This window comes from Brevundimonas sp. TSRC1-1 (genome assembly GCF_049898245.1).
GTDB classification, from domain to species: Bacteria; Pseudomonadota; Alphaproteobacteria; order Caulobacterales; family Caulobacteraceae; genus Brevundimonas; species Brevundimonas mediterranea_A.
In genome coordinates this window covers 381,108-404,608 of record NZ_JAFCXI010000002.1, presented here as the reverse complement: position 1 = coordinate 404,608, position 23,501 = coordinate 381,108, and the positions used below count along the sequence as shown (strand labels likewise).

At 67.5% G+C, this 23,501-nt stretch carries 19 protein-coding genes; 8 read left to right on the top strand and 11 right to left on the bottom strand.

Going from position 1 to position 23,501, the window contains the following annotated elements:
- The first annotated feature begins 6 nt into the window (after positions 1-6).
- Positions 7-1,098 carry a serine hydrolase domain-containing protein gene (locus ACP7CK_RS07965; protein ID WP_426025660.1) on the top strand — a complete coding sequence of 364 codons (1,092 nt, stop codon included), beginning with the start codon at positions 7-9 and terminating at the stop codon, positions 1,096-1,098.
- A gap of 73 nt (positions 1,099-1,171) precedes the next feature.
- Here the strand turns inward: ACP7CK_RS07965 and ACP7CK_RS07960 are convergent, their stop codons facing one another.
- From ACP7CK_RS07960 to ACP7CK_RS07945, 4 genes are all read right to left on the bottom strand, one after another.
- On the bottom strand, positions 1,172-1,750 hold the full coding sequence (locus ACP7CK_RS07960; protein ID WP_292148819.1) for a CC0125/CC1285 family lipoprotein: 579 nt from the start codon (positions 1,748-1,750) through the stop codon (positions 1,172-1,174).
- Positions 1,751-1,847: 97 nt separating this feature from the next.
- Positions 1,848-2,498 carry a LysE family translocator gene (locus tag ACP7CK_RS07955; RefSeq protein ID WP_154725977.1) on the bottom strand — a complete coding sequence of 217 codons (651 nt, stop codon included), beginning with the start codon at positions 2,496-2,498 and terminating at the stop codon, positions 1,848-1,850.
- 78 nt (positions 2,499-2,576) lie between these two features.
- Positions 2,577-3,209 carry a hypothetical protein gene (locus ACP7CK_RS07950; RefSeq protein ID WP_426025659.1) on the bottom strand — a complete coding sequence of 211 codons (633 nt, stop codon included), beginning with the start codon at positions 3,207-3,209 and terminating at the stop codon, positions 2,577-2,579.
- Between the two features lie 80 nt (positions 3,210-3,289).
- Entirely contained in the window at positions 3,290-3,712 is a 423-nt protein-coding gene (locus ACP7CK_RS07945; protein ID WP_426025658.1) for a hypothetical protein, read from the bottom strand.
- Positions 3,713-4,054: 342 nt separating this feature from the next.
- Here ACP7CK_RS07945 and ACP7CK_RS07940 point away from each other — a divergent pair, with 342 nt between their 5' ends.
- Positions 4,055-6,106: a response regulator gene (locus ACP7CK_RS07940; RefSeq protein WP_426025657.1), complete on the top strand. Its 2,052-nt coding sequence runs from the start codon at positions 4,055-4,057 to the stop codon at positions 6,104-6,106.
- Between the two features lie 6 nt (positions 6,107-6,112).
- Here ACP7CK_RS07940 and ACP7CK_RS07935 read toward each other — a convergent pair whose 3' ends face one another.
- Complete coding sequence (locus ACP7CK_RS07935; RefSeq protein ID WP_426025656.1) at positions 6,113-8,482, bottom strand: TonB-dependent receptor plug domain-containing protein; 2,370 nt, start codon at positions 8,480-8,482, stop codon at positions 6,113-6,115.
- Between the two features lie 824 nt (positions 8,483-9,306).
- Here ACP7CK_RS07935 and ACP7CK_RS07930 point away from each other — a divergent pair.
- Positions 9,307-10,356 carry a ribonucleotide-diphosphate reductase subunit beta gene (locus tag ACP7CK_RS07930; RefSeq protein WP_008259844.1) on the top strand — a complete coding sequence of 350 codons (1,050 nt, stop codon included), beginning with the start codon at positions 9,307-9,309 and terminating at the stop codon, positions 10,354-10,356.
- A gap of 10 nt (positions 10,357-10,366) precedes the next feature.
- On the opposite strand, the gene ACP7CK_RS07925 is transcribed toward ACP7CK_RS07930, so the two are convergent.
- Positions 10,367-10,885 carry a hypothetical protein gene (locus ACP7CK_RS07925; protein ID WP_426025655.1) on the bottom strand — a complete coding sequence of 173 codons (519 nt, stop codon included), beginning with the start codon at positions 10,883-10,885 and terminating at the stop codon, positions 10,367-10,369.
- 154 nt (positions 10,886-11,039) lie between these two features.
- Between ACP7CK_RS07925 and ACP7CK_RS07920 the strand changes: the two genes are divergently transcribed.
- Positions 11,040-11,303 carry a hypothetical protein gene (locus ACP7CK_RS07920; protein WP_008261527.1) on the top strand — a complete coding sequence of 88 codons (264 nt, stop codon included), beginning with the start codon at positions 11,040-11,042 and terminating at the stop codon, positions 11,301-11,303.
- Between the two features lie 17 nt (positions 11,304-11,320).
- Here ACP7CK_RS07920 and ACP7CK_RS07915 read toward each other — a convergent pair whose 3' ends face one another.
- Both ACP7CK_RS07915 and ACP7CK_RS07910 read right to left on the bottom strand, forming a co-directional pair.
- A complete protein-coding gene (locus ACP7CK_RS07915) occupies positions 11,321-12,805 on the bottom strand; it encodes a sensor histidine kinase (RefSeq protein ID WP_372704849.1) in 1,485 nt (494 codons plus the stop codon).
- Positions 12,802-13,551 (bottom strand): TVP38/TMEM64 family protein, encoded by a 750-nt coding sequence (locus tag ACP7CK_RS07910; RefSeq protein ID WP_426025654.1) that lies wholly within the window; start codon positions 13,549-13,551, stop codon positions 12,802-12,804. Before ACP7CK_RS07910 ends, ACP7CK_RS07915 begins: the two co-directional genes overlap by 4 nt.
- Before the next feature lie 126 nt (positions 13,552-13,677).
- Here ACP7CK_RS07910 and rpmH point away from each other — a divergent pair, with 126 nt between their 5' ends.
- The 4 genes from rpmH to yihA are packed head-to-tail and all read left to right on the top strand — an operon-like array spanning position 13,678 to position 16,692.
- A complete protein-coding gene (gene rpmH, locus ACP7CK_RS07905; protein ID WP_003164000.1) occupies positions 13,678-13,812 on the top strand; it encodes a 50S ribosomal protein L34 in 135 nt (44 codons plus the stop codon).
- A 29-nt stretch (positions 13,813-13,841) separates the two neighbouring features.
- A complete protein-coding gene (gene rnpA, locus ACP7CK_RS07900) occupies positions 13,842-14,246 on the top strand; it encodes a ribonuclease P protein component (protein ID WP_008262129.1) in 405 nt (134 codons plus the stop codon).
- Positions 14,243-16,042 (top strand): membrane protein insertase YidC, encoded by a 1,800-nt coding sequence (gene yidC, locus ACP7CK_RS07895; protein ID WP_008264320.1) that lies wholly within the window; start codon positions 14,243-14,245, stop codon positions 16,040-16,042. Before rnpA ends, yidC begins: the two co-directional genes overlap by 4 nt.
- Positions 16,039-16,692: a ribosome biogenesis GTP-binding protein YihA/YsxC gene (gene yihA, locus ACP7CK_RS07890; RefSeq protein ID WP_008261159.1), complete on the top strand. Its 654-nt coding sequence runs from the start codon at positions 16,039-16,041 to the stop codon at positions 16,690-16,692. The genes yidC and yihA overlap by 4 nt, the downstream gene beginning before the upstream one ends.
- Before the next feature lie 172 nt (positions 16,693-16,864).
- Here yihA and ACP7CK_RS07885 read toward each other — a convergent pair whose 3' ends face one another.
- The 3 genes from ACP7CK_RS07885 to ACP7CK_RS07875 all read right to left on the bottom strand — a co-directional run bounded on the left by ACP7CK_RS07885 (position 16,865) and on the right by ACP7CK_RS07875 (position 23,368).
- On the bottom strand, positions 16,865-18,631 hold the full coding sequence (locus ACP7CK_RS07885; protein ID WP_426025653.1) for an oleate hydratase: 1,767 nt from the start codon (positions 18,629-18,631) through the stop codon (positions 16,865-16,867).
- A 30-nt stretch (positions 18,632-18,661) separates the two neighbouring features.
- On the bottom strand, positions 18,662-20,053 hold the full coding sequence (locus tag ACP7CK_RS07880; RefSeq protein ID WP_426025652.1) for an NAD-dependent succinate-semialdehyde dehydrogenase: 1,392 nt from the start codon (positions 20,051-20,053) through the stop codon (positions 18,662-18,664).
- A 459-nt stretch (positions 20,054-20,512) separates the two neighbouring features.
- Complete coding sequence (locus ACP7CK_RS07875; protein WP_426025651.1) at positions 20,513-23,368, bottom strand: M16 family metallopeptidase; 2,856 nt, start codon at positions 23,366-23,368, stop codon at positions 20,513-20,515.
- Between the last annotated feature and the right edge of the window lie 133 nt (positions 23,369-23,501).

Here is a 23,501-nt window from a genome sequence, read left to right as displayed (position 1 = left end):
ATTGTCATGCGTTCTCTGCTTGTCGCGGCCCTCGGGCTCGCTCTCGTCTCGTCCCCCGTCGCGGCCGATCCGGCCTGGCCCGTCGCCGCGCCTGAAAGCCAGGGGGTCTCGGCCGAGGGGCTGGCGGCCATGGACGCCGCCGTCCGCGCCGGGACCTTCCAGAAGATCACCAGCGTCCTGATCGCCCGCCACGGCCGGCTGGTGCACGAGGTCTATTTCGATGACGCGGGCCGTGAGAGCCGACGCAACACCCGCTCCGTGACCAAGACCGTCACCGCCATGCTGGTCGGCGCCGCCGTCGCCCGAGGCGACATCGCCAGCGTCGACGCCCCGATCCTGCCCTTCGTCGCCGACCATGGGCCGTTCGACAATCCCGACCCGCGCAAGGCCGCGATCACGGTCGAGGACCTGCTGACCATGAGCTCGCTGCTGGAATGCGACGACGACAATTCCTTCTCGCGCGGCAACGAGGAGCGGATGTATCTGATCGAGGATTGGGTCAAGTTCGCCCTGGACCTGCCGATCCGGGGCTTTCCCGCCTGGATTCCGAAACCGGCGGACCAGCCCTATGGCCGGGCCTTCAGCTATTGCACCGCCGGCGTGACCACCCTGGGCGCCGTGGTCCAGGCGGCGACGGGCGAACCGCTTCAGGCCTTTGCGCGCGACGCCCTGTTCGGCCCGCTGGGGATCGAGGGCGAGCAGTGGCAGACCTCGCCCACGGGTCTGGCCCAGGGCGGCGGCGGCCTGGGCCTGCGCAGCCGCGACCTGCTGACCCTGGGCCAGCTGTTGCTGAACCAGGGCCGTTGGGACGGGCGCCAAGTCCTGCCGGAGGCCTTTGCGAAGGCCATGACCGCCCCGCATTCCACCGTCGATCCCGAACGGGGCGACTATGGCTATCTGGTCTGGCTGCCGACCTATCAGGTCGGGGGAAGGCCGCATCCGGCCTGGGCGATGGCGGGGACCGGCGGCAACAAGGTGGTGATCGTGCCTGACCTCGACGCCGTCGTGGTGGTGACGACCGAGAACTACAATGTCCGCAATCCGCACGGCCTGGCCGACGCCCTGATCGCCGGCCACGCCCTGGCGGCCATGAAATAGTCGGGCGCGCCCTGAAACGACAAAGGCCCGGAACCGCAGTTCCGGGCCTTTCCTTTTTGCGCTCGTCTGCGCCTCAGCGCACCGGCGGCCGGGTGACGCGCGAGGACAGGTTCTGGATCACTTCGCGGGCGTCGAAGGCGTTGGGGTCGCCGGCGGGCTTGGGTCCGCGGCCCATGATGATCTCGGCGTTGGCTTCGTAGCGGTCGATCTGACGCGTGTCGAAGTCGTTGCTCCAGCTGTCCCAGGGGCTCCAGAAACCGCCGCGGTAATAGCGCCAGGACGGACCCCAGTAGGGGCCGTAGAAGCTGTTGTAGCGGCTGTAGAAGGGGTCCGGCGTGGTGACGTAGCGGGTGTCGCGGTCGGTGGCGCGGTTCACGGTGGCGAACCAGTCATAGCCGCTCTCGACCGTCAGTTCGGCCGAACGGAGCAGCAGGGACATCTCGACCTGTTCGCGCGAGGTCACCGAGTTTCCGGCGAAGCTGACGCGATAGCGGTTGTTCTCGACCCGCTGTTCGGCATAGCCGCCGCGTTCGCCGTTGAAGCCGGCGGGTTGATAGGGGGTGGCGGTGGCGCAGGCGGCCAGGGCCAGTCCCGCGACAGCCGTCATCGCCAGGGCTCTGAGCGCCGGCGTCTTTCTGGATAGGGCTTTCATGAATCGACTCCTTGATCACCCATTCGGGCGCGCTGGCGGCTGAACGGCGCATGAACGGCCATGTTCCCCACCAATCTAGGACGAAGCCGGGCTGCGTCTAGAGCCGCAATACGATCAGTACGGCCGCCGTCAGCAAAAGGACGCCGACGAACAGGCCGAAACCGCGCCGGAACCGGGGTTGCTGCATCCGTTGCGACAAGGCGGCGCCCGACAGGGCGTAGGCGCTCATCGACATCATATCCATGCCGATGACGGCCAGGGCGAACAGGGCCAGCTGCGGCGCGACAGGCCGTTCGACGTCCAGAAACGGCGGCAGGACGGCGGTGAAGAACAGGATGGCCTTGGGATTGGCGATCTGGACCGCGAACCCGTCGATGAAGGCGCTGCGGCCCTTGCGGACCGCGACGGCGTGATCGGGCTGCTGGGGATCGGTCGGGGCGGTGTTCTGCATGGCGCCGCGCAGGGCCTTGACGCCCAGCCAGGCGACATAGAGGGCGCCCCCTATGGCGATCAGGTGGAAGGCGTCGGGGAAGGCCTTGACCAGGGCGCCCAGGCCCAGGGCGGCGGCGGCGAACCAGACCAGGGTGGCGCAGTTCATGCCCACCACCCCGACCAGGGCCGAGGCCCGGCCCTTTTCCACCCCGGTGGCGACCGCGAACAGATTGGCGGGGCCGGGGGTGATGGCCATCACCACCATGACGCCCAGGAAGGTCGAATAGAGGTGCGGATCGACGGGCAGGGCGGACATGCGGCGCGATGTCGCTGTAATGGCGGCGGCGGTCAAGGCCGGGCGACGCCTTCATCAGACGCGGACCGCGAAACCGGGTCAGGTCGCCGGCGGCTGGGGGGCTTGCGGCGGTTCAGGCGGCGCGATGGGCGCCACATCCTCCGCCTCTTCCTCCGCGACCACGGTGTCCGCCGCCTGGTCCATCGCGTACTGGGCGATCAGACCATAGGTCACCATCTGTTCGGGATCGGGATTGGTCCAGGCGCTGTTGCGGGCGATGCCGGTTCCGGCGGCGACGCCCTGTTGCATCCCCTCTTCCATCGCGCGTTTGACCTCGGGGTCGTTCAGGGCGTCTTCGACCAGGGCGTCGACGTCGATGTCCTTCAACGCCTCGGCGGCCAGTTCGGACGCGTGTCGGGTGGCTTCGGCGGTGAAGGCGGCGACGTCCGGCGCATAGTCGGACCAGAGGGCGGCGATGCTCTGGCCGCGGGCGCTCTCGCTCAGATTCGGGTCTTCGGAAATGGCCTCGGCCCGTTTGCCGAAAGCCTCCATCCGCGCCTCAAAGGCGTCGGCGGCGGCTTCCAGCCGCGCTTCGGCGGAGTCGGGGTCGTGAGCCACGCCCCGGACCGGCGCCGCCTGGGACGCCGCATTCTGGGACGCCGCATTCTGGGCGAGCGCCGAGGAGAGGGGCAGAAGGGCCAGGGCGGCCGTCAGGCTGAGCGCGCGGATCATGGGAGCTTCCCCGTTGGTGACCCGTGCAAACTCCGCCCAAGGCCGCCCCGCCTCAAGTGAAATCGCGGTAAGACGCGGCGCTACTGCGGCGCAGGGGCGGTCTTCGCGGCGATCTCGGCGCGGACCATGGCCGGAACGGACTTGATCCGCTCCACAGCCGCAGCGACCTGTTCGGCCGGCGCGCCCTGGGCGAGGGCGAAGGTCTGAACCTCGGCGGCGAAGGACGCGGCCTCCGAATCGTAACGCGCCTGGATGGCCGCGAGGTCGGTCGCGGCCCTGGCCTTGTCCGCCTGGGTCGCGGCGGCCTCCATCTCGGCGGACATGGCCTCCATGCTCTTGCCGAAGGCCTCGGCGCGGGCCTCGAAGGCGGCCTCGTCGGGACTGCCGGCTTCCTCATCCGGCGCTGCGGCGGGCGCGGCCTGCTGCGCGACGGCCGGAGACGCCAGGACAGGCGCAGCCAAGGTCAGGACGGCGATGGCCGCGACGGAAGACAGTAGACGCATGATCTGGACGCTCCGAAGGCGGCAGGTCGCCGCACAATTGTTCCGACAAGGGCGCCGGCAAGCCGTCCCGCGCCAGACCCAGAACACGATAAGGCTTGCCGACGCCAAACTGCAACTGGGGAAAGAGCGGGCGGATCTCTGAAAACGCCTGAACCTTGGCCGTTACTTGTTGATATCCTCCGGGTGCGCAATTCTACCTAGATTTTAAACAATGGAATTCTAAGGGCTTTGGCCCAGCCTGCTAATATGGGTCGGAGCAGATCGAGTCTGGGGCGTGGGCGCTGGCGGTTTTTCCGCCATGACGCCGGTCGGGAGGCAGGTCCGCCGCCCTGGCTCTACGTATTGCTGTTCATCGCCAGTCAGTTGCTGGGCCAGTGGAGCATCGCGGCCCTGCACGCCACCGTGATGTGGCCCGCCAACGCCGTGCTGCTGGCGGCGGTGCTGCAATTACGCCGGGACAAGGCCCTGGGGGTCATGGTCGGCTGCGTCCTGATCAATCTGGCGAGCAATATCATCCGGGGCGACATCCTCCTGTTCGCGGTGACCAATGTCGCCCTGAACCTGCTGCAGGTGGGGATCGCGACCCTGCTGGCGCGTCGCCTTTGCGGGGCGGCCCTCGATATGCGGCGTCCGCTTCGCCTGTTCCGGTTCGCCGTCGGGGCAGCGGTTCCGGCCGTCGCCGTGACCACCCTGCTGGCGGGCCTGATCGCGGTCATCGCCGGGCGGCCGCCGCTGGAAAGTCTGGACTTCCGCATGCGCCACCTGTTCGACATGGAGCTGCTGGCGATGATGATCGTCGCGCCGACCCTGTTGCTGGTCGCGCGCAATCACCGCTTCCGCAAGGACGCCCTGGCGTCGCGCTCCGAGTTCGTCATTCTGATGAGCCTGGTGGCCGTTGCAGCCCTGTGGGCCTTCGGTCAGAATCAGGCGCCCATTCTGTTCATCATCTTCCCGCCGTTGATCCTGCTGGCCTTCCGCCTGTCTCCGCCGTGGACGGCGGGGGCGGTGATCCTGGTCTCGGTCATCGGGGCCGGCGCCACCGTCACCGGCCATGGCCCCGTGATTCTGACCCGGCTGGCCTTCGACCCGGCTCTGGAGGGGGTTCCCGCCGTCATGCGGCAGATGAACGTGCTTCATCTGTTTCTCCTGGCCGTGGTGATCACGGCCCTGCCGATCACCGCCCTGTCCACCGAACGGCGTCGCCTTGTCGCCCGCCTGAACGTCCGCACCGAAGCCGCCTTGGCCGCCTTGAAACGCGCTGAACGGGCGGACGCGGCCAAGTCCCGGTTCCTGGCCATGATGAGCCACGAGATGCGCACGCCCCTGACCGGGATCACCGGCTATGCGGATCTGCTGTCGCGACATCCCGAACTGGACGCCGAGGGCCGACGTCAGGTCGAGGCCGTGCATCAGTGCGGCGAGGCCATGCTGCGCCTGATCGAGGATTTGCTGGAGGTGTCGAACGGCTGTTCTGCGCTCGACCTGAAGCCGGAGGACCTTTCCACCCTGATCGACGAGGCCGTCGGGCCGGCGCGCGAATGGGCCGCCGTCCGGGGCCTGAACTTCGCTGTAGGCTTCGCTCCCGGTACGGAGGGGCTGGTCCTGACCGACGGGCGACGCCTGCGTCAGATTCTGCACCACCTGGGCAGCAACGCCGTGAAGTTCACCGGAAAGGGCGGGGTGCGCATCGGGGTGGAGCGGGTGGGCGACCGACTGCGTTTCGCGATCAATGACACCGGTTGCGGCATGACCGAGGAGGTTCTCGCCGGAATCTTCAGCCTGTTCGAACAGGCGGACGCCACCACCAGCCGCGCCCATGAGGGGGCCGGCGTCGGTCTGGCTCTGGCCAAGAACCACATCGACCGGCTGGGCGGAACCGTGACCGTCGAAAGCACGCCCCACAGGGGGACGACATTCACGGTGGAAATCCCGGCCAAGGCCGTGGCGGCTGCGGCCGCCCCTGCGGTCGAGACGCCGCCGCTGGAGGCGCGACGCATGCGGGTTCTGGTCGTCGATGACCATCCCGCCAACCGCGATCTGCTGCGGATCATGCTGCAGGCCGTCGACTGCGAGACCGCCGAGGCCTGCGACGGGCGCGAGGCGGTCGAGGCCGTGCGGACGGGCGATTTCGACCTGGTGCTGATGGACATCCGCATGCCGGTGATGGACGGCGTCGCCGCCACCCGGGCCATACGCGCGCTGGAGGGGCCGGCGGCCGGAACCGCCATCCTGGCCGTGACCGCCGAGGCCATGCCGGAGGACGTGGCGCGCTGCCTGTCCGCCGGCATGGACGCTCATGTGGCCAAGCCCGTCACCCAGGCCCGTCTCTATGCGGCCATGGACCAGGCCATGGACGCCGCCGAACACCGGATCGACGACGTCCGAGCTGCATAAAGCCGCCTACCAGGTCAGGTTGACCCGCGCATAGACGAACCGCCCGTTGAAGCCGAACGGCGAGTTGTAGGGATAGCCCAGCACCCCGTTCGAGTTCAGCGAGGCCGGGGTCGCCTCCGGATATTCGTCGAAGACATTGTCCGCCCCGACCGCCAGCCCGACCCGGTCGGTCAGCTGATACCGGCCCTCCAGATCGATCACCGTCTTCTCGCCGGTGCGATAGTCGTTGGCCGCGACCGACCCCGGTTGCAGCACGTCGCCGTAATAGGTGGCCCGCAGGCTGGCGCCCCACTTCTGCAGCCGCCAGTCGGCGCCGGCCGAGACCTTCACGTCCGGCGTGCCCTCTTCGATGGTCAGGATGCGCTGGCGGCCGAACAGGCGGGGCGCCAGGTCGGTGTCCAGCGAGACGTCGTTGAAGTTGGCGGCCACGGTGAAGTCGAAATCGCCGACGGTCTCGGTCGGCAGGCGATAGCGACCCACCACGTCCACCCCTTCCGTCGTGGTCGAGACCCCGTTCAGGAAGAAGCGCGCCGCCTGGACCCCCAGCGGGGTCAGCAGGGCGGGGTCGCGGATCAGCTCGGACAGGACGATCTGGTCCTCGATCTCGATCTTGTAGGCGTCCACCGTCAGGTCGAAGGCCCCCAGCCGCACCACGGCGCCCAGCGAATAATTGGTCGAGGTCTCGGGCTTCAGCGGCTTGCCGCCCAGGGCCGTCCCCACCGCGCTGACCGACGGGAAGGTGCCGGTCTCCACCACCGCCCCGTCCTGGATCACCGACGAGGTCGAGGTGAAATAGGACTGTTGCAGCGACGGGGCGCGGAAGCCGGTCGAGACCGAGCCGCGCAGGGCGAAGTTGGGCGTGAAGTCATACCGGCCCGACAGCTTGCCCGTCTGGGTGTCGCCGAAGTCGGAATAGTCCTCGAACCGCACGGCGCCGGCGAGCGTCAGCTTGTCGGTGATCGGCAGTTCGATATCGGCATAGGCGGCGAAATTGTCGCGATCGACGTCCACTGCGTTCGACGGCTGGAAGCCGGGGAAGCCCTGGGCCCCGCCCGACAGGGCCGTGTTCGACCCCAGCGGCCCGCGGTTGTAGCTTTCCGGCTGGCCCGCCTCGATCTGATAATTCTCCCAGCGCTGCTCCAGACCCCAGGCCAGGTTCAGCGGCCCGCCCGCCAGGCCGGCCTCGAACTGCCGGCTGAAGTCGGCGCCCAGGACCAGCTGGTCATAGATCAGGCTGCCGGAATCGAAACTGGTCAGCGACGCCGCCCCATAGGTCGAGTTCAGCGAATCCTCGGTGCGGAAATCGAGCGCGTTGCGGCCATAGACCAGGCTGACGTCGGCGTCCCATCCGGCGATGACGCCGCGCAGGCCGCCGGCCAGCGACGCGTCCTGCGAATTGACCGCCACCTTGGGCAGGAAGCCGTTCGGATAGACGCTCGTGACGTTGTTGACGTTGTCCGACAGGCGCGGGAAGGCGGCGCCGGAGCTGTCGCGGTCCTGATAACCGGCCCAGCCATAGGCCTCCCAACCATTGCCCAGCCCCTTGCCGGCGTTGGCGAAGACGGTCCACTGCTCGACGTCCGGATCGCCGAACCGGGCGGTGACGGCGCCGTTTGCGGCGGCGCGGGGATCATAGTCCGAGCGGTTGGTCGACTCGCGGTTCAGATATTCCGCCGACAGGGTCAGGAAGCCGTCGTCGCCCAGGGCGAACCCCTGCCAGGCCGAGGCGGTCGTCGTGGCGCCGTCCTCCTCGTCGCGCTCGCCGCGCGCAGTCTTCACCGTGGTCAGATACTGGCCATAGGTGACGCTGGCGCCGCCGCCGCTGGAGGCCTCCTTCAGCCGCAGGTTCACCACCCCGGCGATGGCGTCCGAGCCGTACTGGGCCGAGGCCCCGTCGCGCAGCACCTCGACCCGGTCCAGGGCCGCGGTCGGAATGGCGTTCAGATCCACGGCGGCCGAGCCGCGGCCGACGACGCCGTTGGTGTTGACCAGGGCCGAGGCGTGGCGGCGCGTGCCGTTGACCAGGACCAGGGTCTGGTCGGGCGACAGGCCGCGCAGGGTCGCCGGGCGGATGGAGTCGCTGCCGTCGTTGGCCGAGGGGCGCGGGAAGGTCAGGGACGGCACCGACTGGGCCAGGGCCGTGGCGAACTCGGTCGTGCCCCGGTTCTGCAGGCTCTGGGCCGTGACCACATCGACCGGCGCCAGGGTGTCGAGACGCGAGCGATTGGCCACGCGGGTGCCGGTGACGACGATCTCGTCCACGGTCGCGGCCTCATCCGGGGCCTCTTGAGCGAAGGCGGGCGCGGCGCTCAGCAGGGCGACGGCGGAGACGGTGGCGAGAAGCGCCGGCGAGGCGGCTCGGAAGGCGGTGCGCATTGAGAGATTTCCTGATGATTGTGTCTTGGCGCACACGGGCGCGCGGAACCGGCGTCTTCGACGTCCGGCCTAGGGGGGTGGATGTGACGGATCGGGCGGCTTCAGCCGCTACATCGTCCGCCGCGCCGATAAGGGCCGGCCTGTGTCAGGACTTTGGACATCGTCGTCTCCGACCGCGCGGTCAGGGGGAGCGCCTCGCGGTCATGGCCATATCAGGGCGAAGATGCGGCGGGTCAATGCGCGGGAGGGGCCATGTTTCCTGTGAGTAGAGCGCAGAAAATCTACAGGCCGGATGACGAACGGTATGGGCCGGCGTCGCCTCTCAACGGACCTTCCCCCGCTTGCGGGGGAAGTGTCAGCTCGTCGAGCGAAGCGAAACGGCTGACGATGGGGTAAGTCTTCCTGTTCAAACAGGACTCCCCTCTCCGACCCTGGTCCGCTGCGCAGACGCCGGGCCACCTCTCCCGCAAGCGGGAGAGGGTCTGGTTGCGACTCCGACGGTGGTGATGACCGGGTCCGCTTCACAACCCGAGTCGCCCCCTCCTGGCGTTCGCTGACGCTCCCGCCTGTCCTCCCCGTCGGCCTTCGCCGACGGGAGGTGAGCGTGAGCGCGACTGTTTTTACGACACGCCGCTGCATTCGCCGGCATTGGACGGTCGGCGGACCATCCCCAGGGCCGTCCCCAGTTTCCTCAATCCAAACCACAAGATGTAGCGGGTAGGACAATTTGTGATCACCAAATAGGTGATTTCCGACTTGGCGCCGGGCACGCCGAGTCGCATGGTGAGCCCCTCTCCGGAATCGCTCTTTTCAGGTCCAGTTCGATGAACGCCACCACCCCGATCATCCGCGCCGACCGCGCCGGTCTTCTGACCCCCTCCGCCGCCTACAAGCCGTTCCGCTATCCGTGGGCGTTCGACATGTGGAAGAAGCAGCAGCAGGTCCACTGGATGCCGGAAGAGGTGCCGCTGGGCGAGGACGTCAAGGACTGGGCCTCGACCCTGAACGACAATGAACGCAACCTGCTGACCCAGATCTTCCGCTTCTTCACCCAGGCGGACATCGAGGTTCAGGACAACTACATGGAACGCTACGGTCGGGTGTTCAAACCGACCGAGATCAAGATGATGCTGGCCGCCTTCGGCAATATGGAGACCATCCATATCGCGGCCTACGCCCTGCTGCTCGAGACCATCGGCATGCCCGAGAGCGAATTCGGCGCCTTCATGGAATACGAGGCCATGCGGGACAAGCACGACTATATGGGCCAGTTCGGCGTGGATTCAGACGCCGACATCTGCCGGACGCTCGCCATGTTCGGCGGCTTCTCGGAAGGGGTTCAGCTGTTCGCCAGCTTCGCCATGCTGATGAACTTCCCGCGCCAGAACAAGATGAAGGGCATGGGCCAGATCGTGTCCTGGTCGGTGCGCGACGAGAGCCTGCACTGCGAGGGCATCATCAAGCTGTACCACGCCTTCAACAAGGAGACGGGGGCCGTCACCAAGGCCGTGGCCGACGACATCGTCGACTGCTGCAAGACCGTGGTGAACATGGAGGACAGGTTCATCGACCTGGCCTTCGAAATGGGCTCGGTCCAGGGCATGACGCCCGAGGACATCAAGCAGTATATCCGCTTCATCGCCGACTGGCGCCTGCGCCAGTTGAAGCTGCCGGAAGTCTATGGGGTCAAGGAAAACCCGCTGCCCTGGCTGCAGTCCCTGCTGTCGGGCGTCGAACACGCCAACTTCTTCGAGGCGCGCGCCACCGAATATTCGAAGGCCGCGACGCAGGGCAATTGGCACGGTTCGGACGGCGTCTGGACCGAGTTCGACCGGATGATGGCCCGCCGCGACATGAGCCTGGTCGCGGGCTGAGCCCTGTTGGCTACGGCTGCGGCCTGACCCAGGCGGGTCGGGCCGTGCAGGCCTCGCGGAAGCCCGACTGGCACAGCCGCACCTGTTCGCGCCAGGCCGCATAGTCGCGGTCGTACTGGTCCTGGGCCGCGCGGGTCGCCTCGGCGGCGGCTCGCGCCTGTTCCTCGGCTTGACGCACCTCGATCTGATGACGGGCCACGGCGGCGTCATAGTCCAGCCGGGCGGCCTCGTCCGCCTTGTCGGCCAGGGCGTTCTGGGCGGCGATCTCGTCGTTCAGCGCTCGGGTGAGACGCAATTCTTCCTCGGTCTGTCGGGAATCCTCAGCCCGGTGGTAGGCTTCGCCCTTCGCCCGCAGCAGCGCCTCGCGCGCGGCGGGGTCATGGGGGTCGGGCAGGGCGCGCTGATCGCGATAGGGGTCCGGCGCGCTATAGGGATCCGGGGTCGTCTGCGGCGCCGTCCGGGCCTGAGTCGCGCCGGTCAGGGCGATCGTCGCCAGCAGGGCGCCGAACAGGGATATTCGGATGGTCATGCAGCTATCCTTCGCTCAAGGCTCGTCGCCCGACCTTCGCCGTAACGGCGTCGATCCGCAATAACGCAGTCGTGACGAAAAGGTGGCGCGCGGCGCCGCTTCACGTCATGGTCGCGGTCGTTCCGATCGCCCAGCCCGACACCGAGCAGACCTCATGATCCTAAGCACCTCGTCCGGAGACTATCCGATCCCCGCCGACGTCGCGCGTCAACTGCCGAACGTACCCGCCCTGCCCGATCCGGCCGCGCCGAACGCGCGGCTGCAGATCGAGGATTTCCGCCACTGGCTGGACGCCTCGCCCGAGCACGCCATCGACTATGAGCGGCTGCGGCGCTGGCATCTGGTGCAGGATGAACTGGCGGCCCAGGCCAAGGCGGCGAACCGCGCCTTCATCGTCTCGGACGACGGTCTGGAATAGGCGCCGGATCTGAAGCTCTAGGCCGGCAGGCGCAGCTCGAACACCGCCCCGCTTCCCTCATTGGCGCCTTCGCCGGGGACCAGCCTCAGGTCGCCGCCGTGCAGGGCCGCCAGTTCGCGCGATATGGTCAGGCCCAGGCCCGATCCGTCCGAACTCTTGGAACTGACGAAGGGTTCGAACAGGCGCTCGGCCAGACGCGGCGGAATACCCGGCCCGTCATCGGCGATGCGAACCACGCAGACCCCGTCCTCGCCGAAGGCGCTGACGGTGACGGCCCCCCGGCCGCGCCGCTCCGGCGGACGTCCCCCGTCGGCCTCGATGGCCTGGCGGGCGTTGCGCATCAGATTGACCAGTATGCGATAGAGCTGGTCCGGGTCGGCCTCGACCGCGAACCGGGCGGGCAGTTGCTTGACCAGCCGCACGCCGTCCGGCTCCAGCCCCGCGTCCTCGGCCGCCACAGTCAGGGCCTTGGTCAGGACCACGCGGGTCTTCTGGGGCGCCGGCTCCTCGCTGCGGCCATACTCCAGCACATTGCGCGACAAACCGGCGGCGCGGCTCAGCGCCCGCTCCAGCCGGGGCAGGGCCTTGGCCACCTGGGGGTCGGCCGAGGTGGCCAGCCGCTCCGAGGCCATCTGGGCCGAGGTCAGCATGTTGCGCAGGTCGTGGTTGATCTTGGCCACCGCCTCGCCCAGGGCGACCAGACGGGCGCGCGAGCGCAGGGACTGACGCACCTCCTCCTGCATCCGCGACAGTTCGCGCTCGACCCGGCCGATCTCGTCATGCCGGTCGGAGGGGGGCTCGGCCTCGCTTTCGGGATCGGCGGCGAACCGCTCCATCGACCGGGTGACGCGCCGCAGGGGGCGCAGCACCAGCAGGGCCAGGCCGCCATACAGCAGGGCGCCCGCCGTCACCGACACCAGCAGCGACACAAGAAGACTGTTCAGCAGGAAGGATTTCAGTTCCAGCTTCAACGGCTGGGCCGGGGTGACGATCTCGATGAAGTCGCCCGAGCGATAGCGCGGCTTGGCCTGGACCCGCAGCGACCGGTCCGGATGGCCGAACAGGGTGCGCCAGGGGTCGGTCAGCCGCGCCCAGCTGTTCTGCTGGCGCAGGTCGATCAGTTCGGGGGCCCGCGGCAGATTGGGGGCCTGGAGCAGCAGCCGCCGCACCCCCTGTTCCGTCAGGGCCACGGCCTGGACGCCGCCGATCCGCATCAGCTCGGCCGCCGTGTCGTCCTCGACCGCGCTATAGGGCAGGGCCTCGACCCCGACCGAGGCCAGTTCGGCCGCCTGCAGCCGGTCACGCAGCCAGCGTTCGTGGAAGGCGGCCAGGTTGGGCCCCATGATCAGGGCCTCGACCGCCAGGGTGAAGGCCACGGTCAGCAGCAGCAGCCGCGCCGACAGGCCGTCGGGGGCCCGGGGCCGCAAACGCTCGCGCCAGGTCTCCACCGCCTCGGGCGACAGTTTCAGCACCGCCGCCGCCTTGTCGAACAGGGGGCTCATGTCGGGGCGGTCTCCGCACGTCGGGCGCGGACCATCTGGATCAGTTTGATGCTGATGGGCAACAGCAGGGACAGGAAGGCCACCCCCATCAGCGGCCAGAAGAACTGGTGAAGCAGCATCGGCAGGTCCGGGCGCACCCCGGCCCGCAGCAGGCCGCCCAGTTGCGATCCGATCCAGGTGTAGATGAAGGTCGACGGCAGCAGGCCGATGAAGGTGGCGATCACATAGGGCCGCAGCGGCACGGCCATCATGCCCGCCGTGGCGTTGACCAGGACGAAGGGCACGCTGGGGATCACGCGCAGGGTGAACAGGGTGGTGAAGGCGTTGCGGTCGATGCCCTTGGCCACCCGATCCATGAAGCCGGCGTCGGCCTCGAACTTGGCGCGCAGCCAGGTGCCGATCGAGGTGCGATAGACGGAATAGATGACGACCGAGCCTATGGTGGCCCCGCTCGCCTGGGCCAGGGCGCCCACATAGGGGCCGAACATCATCCCGCCCAGCAGGGTCAGGAAGACCGGGCCGGGAATGGTCGAGGCGGTGGCCACGGCGTAGACGGCGACGAAGGCGGCCAGGGCGATCCACCAATGGGCCTGGGCATAGGCCCGAAGGTTCAGCCCGTGCTCGCGGATCAGATCCATCGACAGATAGCGGTTCCAGCCCAGGGCGAAGAAAACGACCACCAGGCCGGCGATGACCGCCAGCGGCGCCAACCGCAGGGCCCAGTCCTTCGCCGTTCGTTTCGCCATACGCTCGTCATTCCCGAATTGCCGACCGAGCGTTGACTCGCGCGGTCATGCGACTTATACGCCCGCCCTTCCTGCGACGGACGCCTCTTGCCCCGTCGCCCAACCTTTTAACGTCAGGAGCCGACCGTGAAGCGGACCTATCAGCCGTCGCGACTCGTGCGCAAGCGCCGTCACGGCTTCCGCAGCCGGATGGCCACCAAGAACGGCCAGAAGATTGTTGCGCGCCGTCGCGCCAAGGGCCGCAAGCGCCTGACGGCGTAAGCGGCTCTCGCGTCCGGAGCCAAGGACGCATGAGCGACCCTTTACAGATCAAACGTCTGTTGCGGCGGCCCCAGTTCCTGGCGGCCGCCAAAGGCGTTTCCGAGGCGCGCGGCGGCGTGGTGATCCAGAGGCTGGAACGCGGCGACGGATCGCCGCATATCGGCGTGGGGTTCACCGCCACCCGCAAGATCGGCGGCGCCGTGGTGCGCAACCGCGCCAAACGCCGTCTGCGCGAGGCGGCGCGGGCCATGTTGCCCGTTCATGGCCTGCCCGGGAGCGACTATGTCTTCATCGCCCGCATGGGCACGACCGAGCGCGCGTGGGACCGTCTGCTTGACGACGTGAAATCGACGCTTACAAGGCTGGCGACACCGAAGGCTGATCGGCCTTCGCCCGCCCGCGCCCCCTCCGGCCAGGACCGCCCGAATCCATGACAAACGAGAACTCGCGCAACACGATCATCTTCATCGTGTGCTCGGCCCTGATCCTGGGGGTCTACTGGTTCGCCGTGCTGCGGCCGCAGGCCGAGCGCCGCGCCGTCCAGCAGCAAGCCCAGGCTGAACAGTCCCAGACGGCCGAGAACGCCGCCCGCACGGCGCTGAGCCCGCAGGGGCCGACCTTCGTGACCGACCGCAGCCAGGCGCTGAGCACGGCCGCGCGCGTGCCGATCCAGTCGGGCACGTTGAAGGGGTCGCTGTCCTTGCAGGGCGGCCGCATCGACGACCTGTTCCTGACGGACTACAAGGAGACGCAGGACAAGCCCGAGCCGGTCGAACTGTTCCGCCCGCAGGGCATGCAGAACGCCTATTTCGCCCAGTTCGGCTGGACCGGCCCCAATGTGGTCGGCGGGGTTCCCGGACCCAACACCGTCTGGCGCCTGACCGCCGGCTCGACCCTGACCCCGACGACGCCCGTCACCCTGACCTGGGACAACGGCCAGGGCCTGCGCTTCACCCGCCTGGTGTCGGTCGATGATCGCTATGTCTTCTCGATCCTGGACACGGTCCAGAACCTGGGAACCCAGTCCATCACCATCGCCCCCTACGGCAGCGTCCAGCGCCAGGGCGTGCCGCCGCTGGCCGGTTCGTCCCATATCGTCCACGAGGGCGCCATCGGCACCTTCGGCAAGCCGGGCGACTATCGGACCGAGCAGAAGAAGTACAAGGACTGGCTGAAGGAGCCCCGCATCGAGAACGCCTCGACCGGCGGCTGGCTGGGCATCACCGACAAATACTGGCTGGCGGCCCTGCTGCCCCAGCAGAACGAGGCGGTCGAGACCGAATTCCGCGTTCGCGACGTCAACGGCGGCCAGCAGCTGGAAGCCAATATCCTGGGCGCGGCCCGCACCATCCAGCCCGGCGGAACCGCGACCGAGACCCAGCGCCTGTTCGCCGGCGTCAAGCGGGCCGAGGTGCTGAAGACCTATGAAGAGACCCTGCACCTGCCGCGTTTCGTCTATGCGATCGACTGGGGCATGTTCTGGTTCCTGACGCGCCCGATCTTCTGGATCCTGGAGAACGTCTATGGCTTGGTCGGCAGCTTCGGCGTCGCCATCCTGGCCCTGACCGTCATCGTCAAGCTGGTGATGTTCCCGCTGGCCAACAACGCCTACGCCAGCATGTCCAAGATGCGGAACCTCCAGCCCAAGATGGAGGAGATCAAGAAGAAGTTCAAAGACGACCCGCAGAAGCAGCAGCAGGAGACGATGGCCCTGTACCAGAAGGAGAAGATCAATCCGGTCGCCGGCTGTCTTCCCCTCGTGCTGCAGATCCCGGTCTTCTACGCCCTGTACAAGGTGCTGACCGTCACCATCGAAATGCGTCACCAGCCCTTCCTGGGCTTCATTCACGACCTGTCGGCGCGCGACCCCTCGGTGGTGTGGAACCTGTTCGGTCTGATCCCCTGGAATCCGGCGACCCTGCCCCTGCTGGGCGGGCTGCTGGTCGGGCCGCTGGGCATCGGTCTGCTGGCGGTGGCCTATGGTCTGACCATGTGGCTGCAGACGGCGATGAACCCGCCGGCGGCCGATCCGGTCCAGCGCCAGATCTTCCAGTTCATGCCGCTGGTCTTCACCTTCATCATGGCGCCCTTCGCGGCGGGCCTGCTGGTCTACTGGGCCTGGTCGAACATCCTGACCATCCTGCAGCAGTATTACATCATGCACCGCTACAAGGCCGAGAACCCGATCGACGACTTCATCGCCCGTATCCGGAAGACGAAGGCCGCGTGATCGACGAAACCGAGTTCACCCCCGAAGAGATCGAGGCCGCGCGGATCCTGTTCGCGCGGCCGGCGACCTTCATCATGGGCGCCGCCAAGATCGAGCAGCTGCCCGATCCCGACCTGCCCGAGATCGCCTTCGCCGGCCGCTCGAACGTCGGCAAGTCCAGCCTGATCAACGGCCTGGTCGGCATGCACAAGCTGGCCCGCGCCTCGAACGAGCCGGGGCGGACGCGCGAGGTCAATTTCTTCGACCTGGACGGCCGGATGCGTCTGGTCGACCTGCCCGGCTACGGCTGGGCCAAGGCCTCCAAGACGACGGTGCGCAAGTTCCAGGACCTGGGTCGCGACTATCTGCGCGGGCGGGTGACGCTGAAGCGGGTCTATCTGCTGATCGACAGCCGCCACGGCCTGAAGAGCGTGGACAAGGAGGCGCTGGACGCCCTGGACCTCGCCGCCGTCAGCTATCAGATCGTCCTGACCAAGGCCGACAAGCTGAAGAAGGGCGAAGGCGAGGCCGTTCAGGAAGCGACGCTGAAGGCCATCTCCAAACGCCCCGCCGCCTTCCCGGTCGTGGCCCTGACCTCGTCGGAAAAGGGCCTGGGCCTGCCCGAACTGCGCGCCGAGATCATGCGCACCACCGGCGCGACGATCGACTGACGCCGGTCGTCATCCTCCGGCGGCAATCCACCGGGATCGGCAAGGCCTGGCGGTGAAAAGTCCGGCGTCGGCGCCTGCGCCGAGGGCTGCGCAAGACCCCAGGCGGATATTCATGTCGGCGATGGCAAGCCTCGCCCCTGGCGCGACGCCAGGGGCGAGGCCGGGGCCTGCCTCACTGTGAAATCAGATGCGCGTCCCGAAGAAGTTCGCCGACCTCGGTGGCGTCGATCCTCTTCAGCAGAAAATCGCGGATGAACGCCGGCCCGGGAATATCGAGGGCCTTGCCGTCACGAACGTGCCCGACGGCGGCCAGCAGCTTGCGCACGTCATAGGTCGAGTTGAAGACCTCGGGAACGCCGCGCTCCACATTCAGCAGGGTATAGACAGCCTCCATCGGCGTGCGCACCGAATATTCGGTGGTGAAGATGCAGTCGCGCTCGGCCGACTCGGCGAACTGTCCGATGAAGGCGAAATTGACCGCGCCCCGGGGCACGACGTCCGGACGATCCCCCGCCTGCCGCGGCATGAAGAAGGCCGTGATGTAGGGCATCATCACCGGCACGGCCCTGGCGCCTGTCGCGGCCAGGTCGGCGATGTCCTCGACCGGCACGCCGAGGTGATAGAGCAATTCCTGGGTGATTTCCTCGCCCGTGCAGTCCTGCATCGGCTTCTTGACGAAATCCCCGGGGGTGTCGACGAACAGCGAATAGACCCAGATGACCACCTGGTCTTTCGGCTGCTGCTTGAAGTGCGGGTGGCGGCTGACGGTCCAGCTCATCAACCAGCTGGAATCCTTGACGGTGACGATGCCGCCGGTGACGACCGTGCCGCTGAAGGGGTCGCGCTTGGCGATCTTCTGGATGTAGGCGGGGATGCGGGGGTCCAGCGTCGTGATCGTCGCCGATTCCCACTTGGTCTGGGCGATATGGGCGCCGAAGACGTCGGGCCGACCGAAGGCGGGGTCCTTGGCGGCGATATTGCGCCAGAGGTCCCAGGCCGGAGCGGGACCCTCGTTCAGCCGGGCGGGCGTGTGATGGTCGCCATTATCGGAATTCTCGGTCAGGGAGCCGATGGTCATGAAGACCAGATCGTCGGGGCCGAGATCCACGCCGCCGACCGCGCCGTCCTGCAGCCAGTGGATGCGGGTGGCCTGTTTACGCCCGGGCGTGATGTCGAAGTCGACGTCGGTGACCTCCACGCCGTATCGGAACGTGACGCCGTGATCCGTCAGCCACTTGTAAAGCGGCTCCACCAGCGATTCATACTGGTTGTGGCGGGTGAACTTCAGGGCGCTGAAATCGGCCAGGCCGCCGATGTGGTGGATGAAGCGGTGGACATAGAGCTTCATCTCCAGCGCCGAGTGCCATTCCTCGAAGGCGAACATCGTGCGCCAGTAGAGCCAGAAATTGCTCTTCAGGAAGTCCTCGCCCATCACCTCGTTGATGCGCCGGTTCTCCATCTCCTCGCGGGTCGCCAGGAAGAGGGTGATGAGGTCCTTCTGCGCCCTGTCGTTCAGGGTGAGGAGAGCGACATCCTCAATGGGCCGGCCCTGGTTCTGGGTCGCGCGCTGCAGGGAGAAGTTCGGGTCGTCCTTGTCCAGCCAGTAGAATTCATCGAGCACGCTGGCCCCCTCGACCTCAAGCGAGGGGATCGAGCGATAGAGGTCCCAGAGGCACTCGAAGTGTTCTTCCATCTCGCGACCGCCGCGGATCACGAAACCCTTCTCCGGATCCTTGATCCCGTCCAGCGCGCCACCCGGCAGCGCCAGTCGTTCAAGGATGGTGATCCTGTCGCCGGACATGTGCCCGTCGCGGATCAGGAAGGCCGCGCCGGCCAGACTGGCCAGGCCCGAGCCGACGAAGAACGCCGTCTTGTTCTCTATGCCCTCGGGCTTGCGAGGCCTGGCGAAGGCTTCGTAATTTCCGCTGCTGTAGTACATGGCGACGTCCTTTCCGGTGGTCTCAGTGCGCTAGAATGGCGCGTCTATGTCGACGACGTCGATAAGCTTGTGGTTGACGAATTCCTTGATGCCCAAGCCGATGAGTTCGCGCCCATAGCCGGAGCGCCGCACGCCCCCGAACGGCAGGTCGGCCTTGACCATGGTTGGATGGTTGACGAACACCATGCCCGTGGAAATCTTCCGGGCGACCTCGGCGCCATGGGCGGGATCGCTGGTAAAGACCGAGCCGCCGAGCCCGAACGGGGAGTCGTTGGCGATACGTATGGCGTCGGCCTCGTCCTTGGCTCGAAACAGCATTGAGACCGGCCCGAAAAACTCCCAGTGCCGCGCCGGGTTGTCGTCGCCGACTTCGGTCAGAATGGTCGGCTGCACGAAGGCGCCCCGGTCAGGCGCGGCTGGTCCAACGGCTTCCGCCTTGGCGCCCAGCTTGACCGCTTCGGCGATCTTTTCCTTCACCTCATTGGCGGCGCCCTGAGAGGACAGCGGCGCGAGCGTGGTCTGGGGGTCGAAGGGGTCTCCGGCGACCAAGGCCGCCACGCCCTGGCGGTAAAGGTCGAGAAACGCGTCATAGATCTCATCGACGATGATCATCCGTTTGGACGACACGCAGACCTGTCCGCCGTTCCAGTGGCGTCCAAACACCGCCCAGTCGACGGTCTTCTGAAGATCGGCGTCGGCCAGCACGACAAAGGCGTCCGCGCCTCCCAGCTCCAGGGTCGACTTCTTCAAGGCCTTGCCGGCCTGGGCCGCGACGACCGATCCGGCGGCTTCCGAACCGGTCAGGGCCACGCCCTGAACGCGAGGATCATTGAGGATGAACTCGATCTGCGAGCGCGTGGCGAACAGGTTCTTGAAAGCGCCCTCGGGAAGGCCGGCCGCCTTCATCAGCGTCTCGAAAGCCTCGGCGCTCTGGGGGACGTTGGAGGCATGCTTGAGCAGCATGGTGTTCCCGGCCGACAGTTGCGGCGCGATGATTCGGGCGATCTGATAGTAGGGGAAGTTCCAGGGTTCGATGCACAGCAGCACGCCGAGCGGTTCGTGCGTCACCCGCGCCTCGCCCTCGGCCGGATGGGCGACGGGCAGGATTTCGTCGGCCAGCAGATTTTCGGCGTTGGCGGCGTAGTAGTCGAAAATCTGCGCCGAAAGCTCGACCTCGGCCTTCGCCTCGGACAGCAGCTTGCCCATCTCGGTGGTCAGGATCGCGGCGAAGGCGTCGACGTCCTGTCGCAGGAGGCTGGCGGCGTTCCGCATCACTCTGGCGCGCTCGCTGAAAGCCGTTTCGCGCCAAGCCAGGAACGCGGCGTGCGCGTGCTCGATGGCTTGAGACACCTCCGCGTCCGTCGCGTCGGGGAAGGTCTTGAGCACTTCGCCCGTAAATGGATTTGTCGTTTGATAGGCCACGATCGGTTCTCTTCTCAATGCGATGCAAATGTGTCGGAGGGACCGTCAGCCGCCGAGAGGGAGATCGCCGACCTGCGCCGGTCCGGCGGGGGACGTCGTCACAGCCCGGCCTTGGCCGTTCCGGGTCTCGCTCAGGATCGATATCTTGATGGCCATAACGGAAGCCCGCCTTGCGCGATGTCGTCACCGACCCCGTCGCTGTGGGCGCTTGCCGTACGAGCGGCCTTGACACAGATCAGTTCGCAGCGACTTTCCGCAGCGCATTTCGAATGCCGCCGGGCGACATGGGCGAAGGCTCAGCCCGTCGGCTTCCGCCTTCTGGTTTCAGGCGCGACTGGTTCGCTCACGCGCGCCGCTGGGCCCCGGCCTGCGCCCCGAAGACGCGGCTTGCCGGAGGATCACGAAAGAAAGGCCCGGAGATCGCTCTCCGGGCCTCAATCGTTCAGCCTGTCGCCCGCCCTACTGGGCGGCCGGCGCCGCCGAGCGGACTTCGACGGGCAGGCCAAGCGCGTCGAGCTGGGGTTTGACCACCGAGGCGTCGCCGACGACCACCCAGACGAAGCGCGACGGGTCGAGCGCCGCCTGGGCGGCGGCGTCCAGCTCAGCCGCCGTCAGGGCGTTGGTGCGCGCCGCGACGGTTTCCGGATAGTCGTCCGGACGTCCCAGCATGTCGTTGCCTCGCATGGCGCCCAGAACGGCGGCCGAGGTCTCGTAGCTGCCGGCCAGGCGGCGGGTGTTGCCGTTGACGGTGCGTTCCAGCTCAGTGGGGGTCACGCCCTTGCCGCCCTTCAGGAAGTCGTTGAACTGAAGGTTCAGGGCTTCGATGGCGGGGCCGGTCTGGTCGGCCTGGACCGGGGCGGTGACCAGATAGGGGACGCGTCCGGCGAAGCCGGCGACCGAGGCGTTGACCCCATAGGACCAGCCCTTGGTTTCACGCAGATCCGAGTTGATGCGCGACAGGAAGTCGTTGCCCAGCACGTTGTTCGCGGCGTTGAACACCAGCAGGTCGTCGGTGCCCTGCGCCGCCAGAACCTCGCCGCCCATGATGTAGGACTGGGGCGATTGCGGCCGGTCGATCAGAACGATCCTGGACGTGGTGGCGGGGATCGAACCGGAGAAGTCCTTCACGCCCTTGGCGACGGCCGGGGCGGTCCAGCGGCCGAACTCGGCCTCCAGAACCGGGGTGATCTCCGACAGGGGCTTGTCCGAGACCACGAAGATCTTGGCGTTGTCGGGCCGGATCCATTCGGCGTAGTCGGCGCGGATGTCGGCTTCGGTGATCGACTTGACGCTGGCTTCATCGCCATTGCCGCTGAAGGGGCGACCATAGGGGCTGGACGCGCCGTAGATCAGTTCCGGCAGGGCGCGGCTGGCCAGGGCGGCCGGCTGGGTCCGTTCGGCGGCGATGCGCGACAGGCGGGTGGCGCGCAGACGCTCCAGCTCGGACGCGGCGAAGGCCGGGTTCTTGACCACATCGGCCAGCAGGGCCACCGACGGCTGCAGGTTCGGCGTCACGGCCGAGAGCTGGACCACCGAACGGTCCATCGAGGCGCCGGTCGAGATGGTGGCGCCCAGGGTTTCCTGGGCCTCGGCCAGCTGGGTCGCATTCAGGGTGCGGGTGCCCTCGTCCATCAGGTCCAGCATCAGGCTTTGCAGACCCAGTTTCGACGCGTCGTCGGCGGCCAGGCCGGCGTTGAAGTCGATGGCGATCTTGGTCGCCGGCACCGCGTCACGCTGGGCGTAGACCACCTCGACGCCGTTCGACAGGCGGGTGCGCTGGACCGCCGGGAAGTCGACGTTGGCGACGGCTGCGATCTCGGGCTTGGGCATACGGGCCACGCGCTCGATCGGCGGGGCGGGGGTGTGGTTGGCCCCCGACGGCGCCTCGGCCGCCTCCTGATAGGCTTCACGCTCGCCCGGCAGGGTCGTCAGCGTATAGGCCGGACGGGTCAGCCATTTCTGCATCGCCGCCTGGACCTGGGCCGGGGTCACCGCCGCATAGGCCTGGAGCTCCTTCTTGTAGTGTTCCGGATCGCCGGCGTAGAGCTGGCCTTCGGCCAGGGCCACGGCCTTGCCGCCGAAGCCGCCGACCTGTTCAAGGCCTTGCACGGTGCGCGAGACATACTGGGTCTTGACCCGTTCCACCTCGGCCGCGGTCGGGCCGTCGGCGATCAGGCCGTTCAGGATCTCACGGGCGCGCGCCTCGACGGCGGCGGGATCCTGGCCCGGCTTCACATCGAGGGTGATGTCGAACATGCCGACGCGGTGGAAGGCGCTGTTCGAGGCGCTGACCGAGACGGCGCTCTGTTCGCCGCGCACCAGGGCGTTGTCCAGGCGCGAACTGGCCAGGCCGCCCAGCACCGAGGCGCCGACGCTGAGCGGTACGGCGTCTGCATCCAGCATGCCGGGCACGGCCCAGCTGATCTCGACGCGGGCGTTGGAGACGCGGTCGCGGGTGGTCTCGCTGATCGGCGCCGGCAAGGTCGGGACGGAGGCCTGGGCCGGGGTGTTGACCGGACCGCGCGGGATGGCGCCGAAATATTTCTGGGTCAGTTCACGCGCCTTGGCGGGCGTGATGTCGCCGGCCAGGACCAGCACCGAGTTGTTGGGGCCGTAGTTGGAGCGGAACCAGTCGCGCACCGTCTCCATCGAGGCCGCGTCCAGATCGGCCATCGAACCGATGGTCGAGTGACGATAGGGGTGGCCCTCGGGGAACAGGGCCTCCAGCTGCTTGTACTGGTTCAGGCCGTAGGGCTGGTTGTCGCCCTGGCGCTTCTCGTTCTGGACGACGCCGCGCTGCAGATCCAGCGTCTCCTGGGAGATGGCGCCCAGCATATAGCCCATGCGGTCGCTTTCCATGAACAGGGCCTGTTCCAACGCCGGGGTCGGGACGGTCTCGAAATAGTTGGTGCGGTCGAACCAGGTGGTGCCGTTCATGTCCGTCGCGCCCATGTTGCGCATCGGGGTGAAATAGCTGCCCGGCGCATTCTCGGAGCCGCCGAACATCAGGTGTTCGAACAGGTGGGCGAAGCCGGTCTTGCCGGCCGGTTCGTCCTTGGAGCCGACATTGTACCAGACCGACACCGCCACGACCGGGGCCTTGTGGTCCTCGTGGACCAGGACGGTCAGGCCGTTGTCGAGGGTGAATTTGGTGTAGGGAATATCGACTTCGGCGACCAGTTCGGACACCGGCGCGGCCTGGAAGGCGGGGGCGGAGGCCTGAGAGGGAGCCTGGGCGGGCGCGACGGAGGCCCAGACCGGGTTGGAGACCGCCAGCAGGGCGGCCGCGGCGACAAGAGAACCGGCACGACGCATGGGATGACATCCTTGATTGCAGCTGGATCGGACCATAACGACGGTCGATCCGCTGGCAACGCGACCCATTGAACATGAACAAAGCTTCATGTTCGCACGCACGAGCCCCGGAAAAGGTTGCATCCCCGGACCC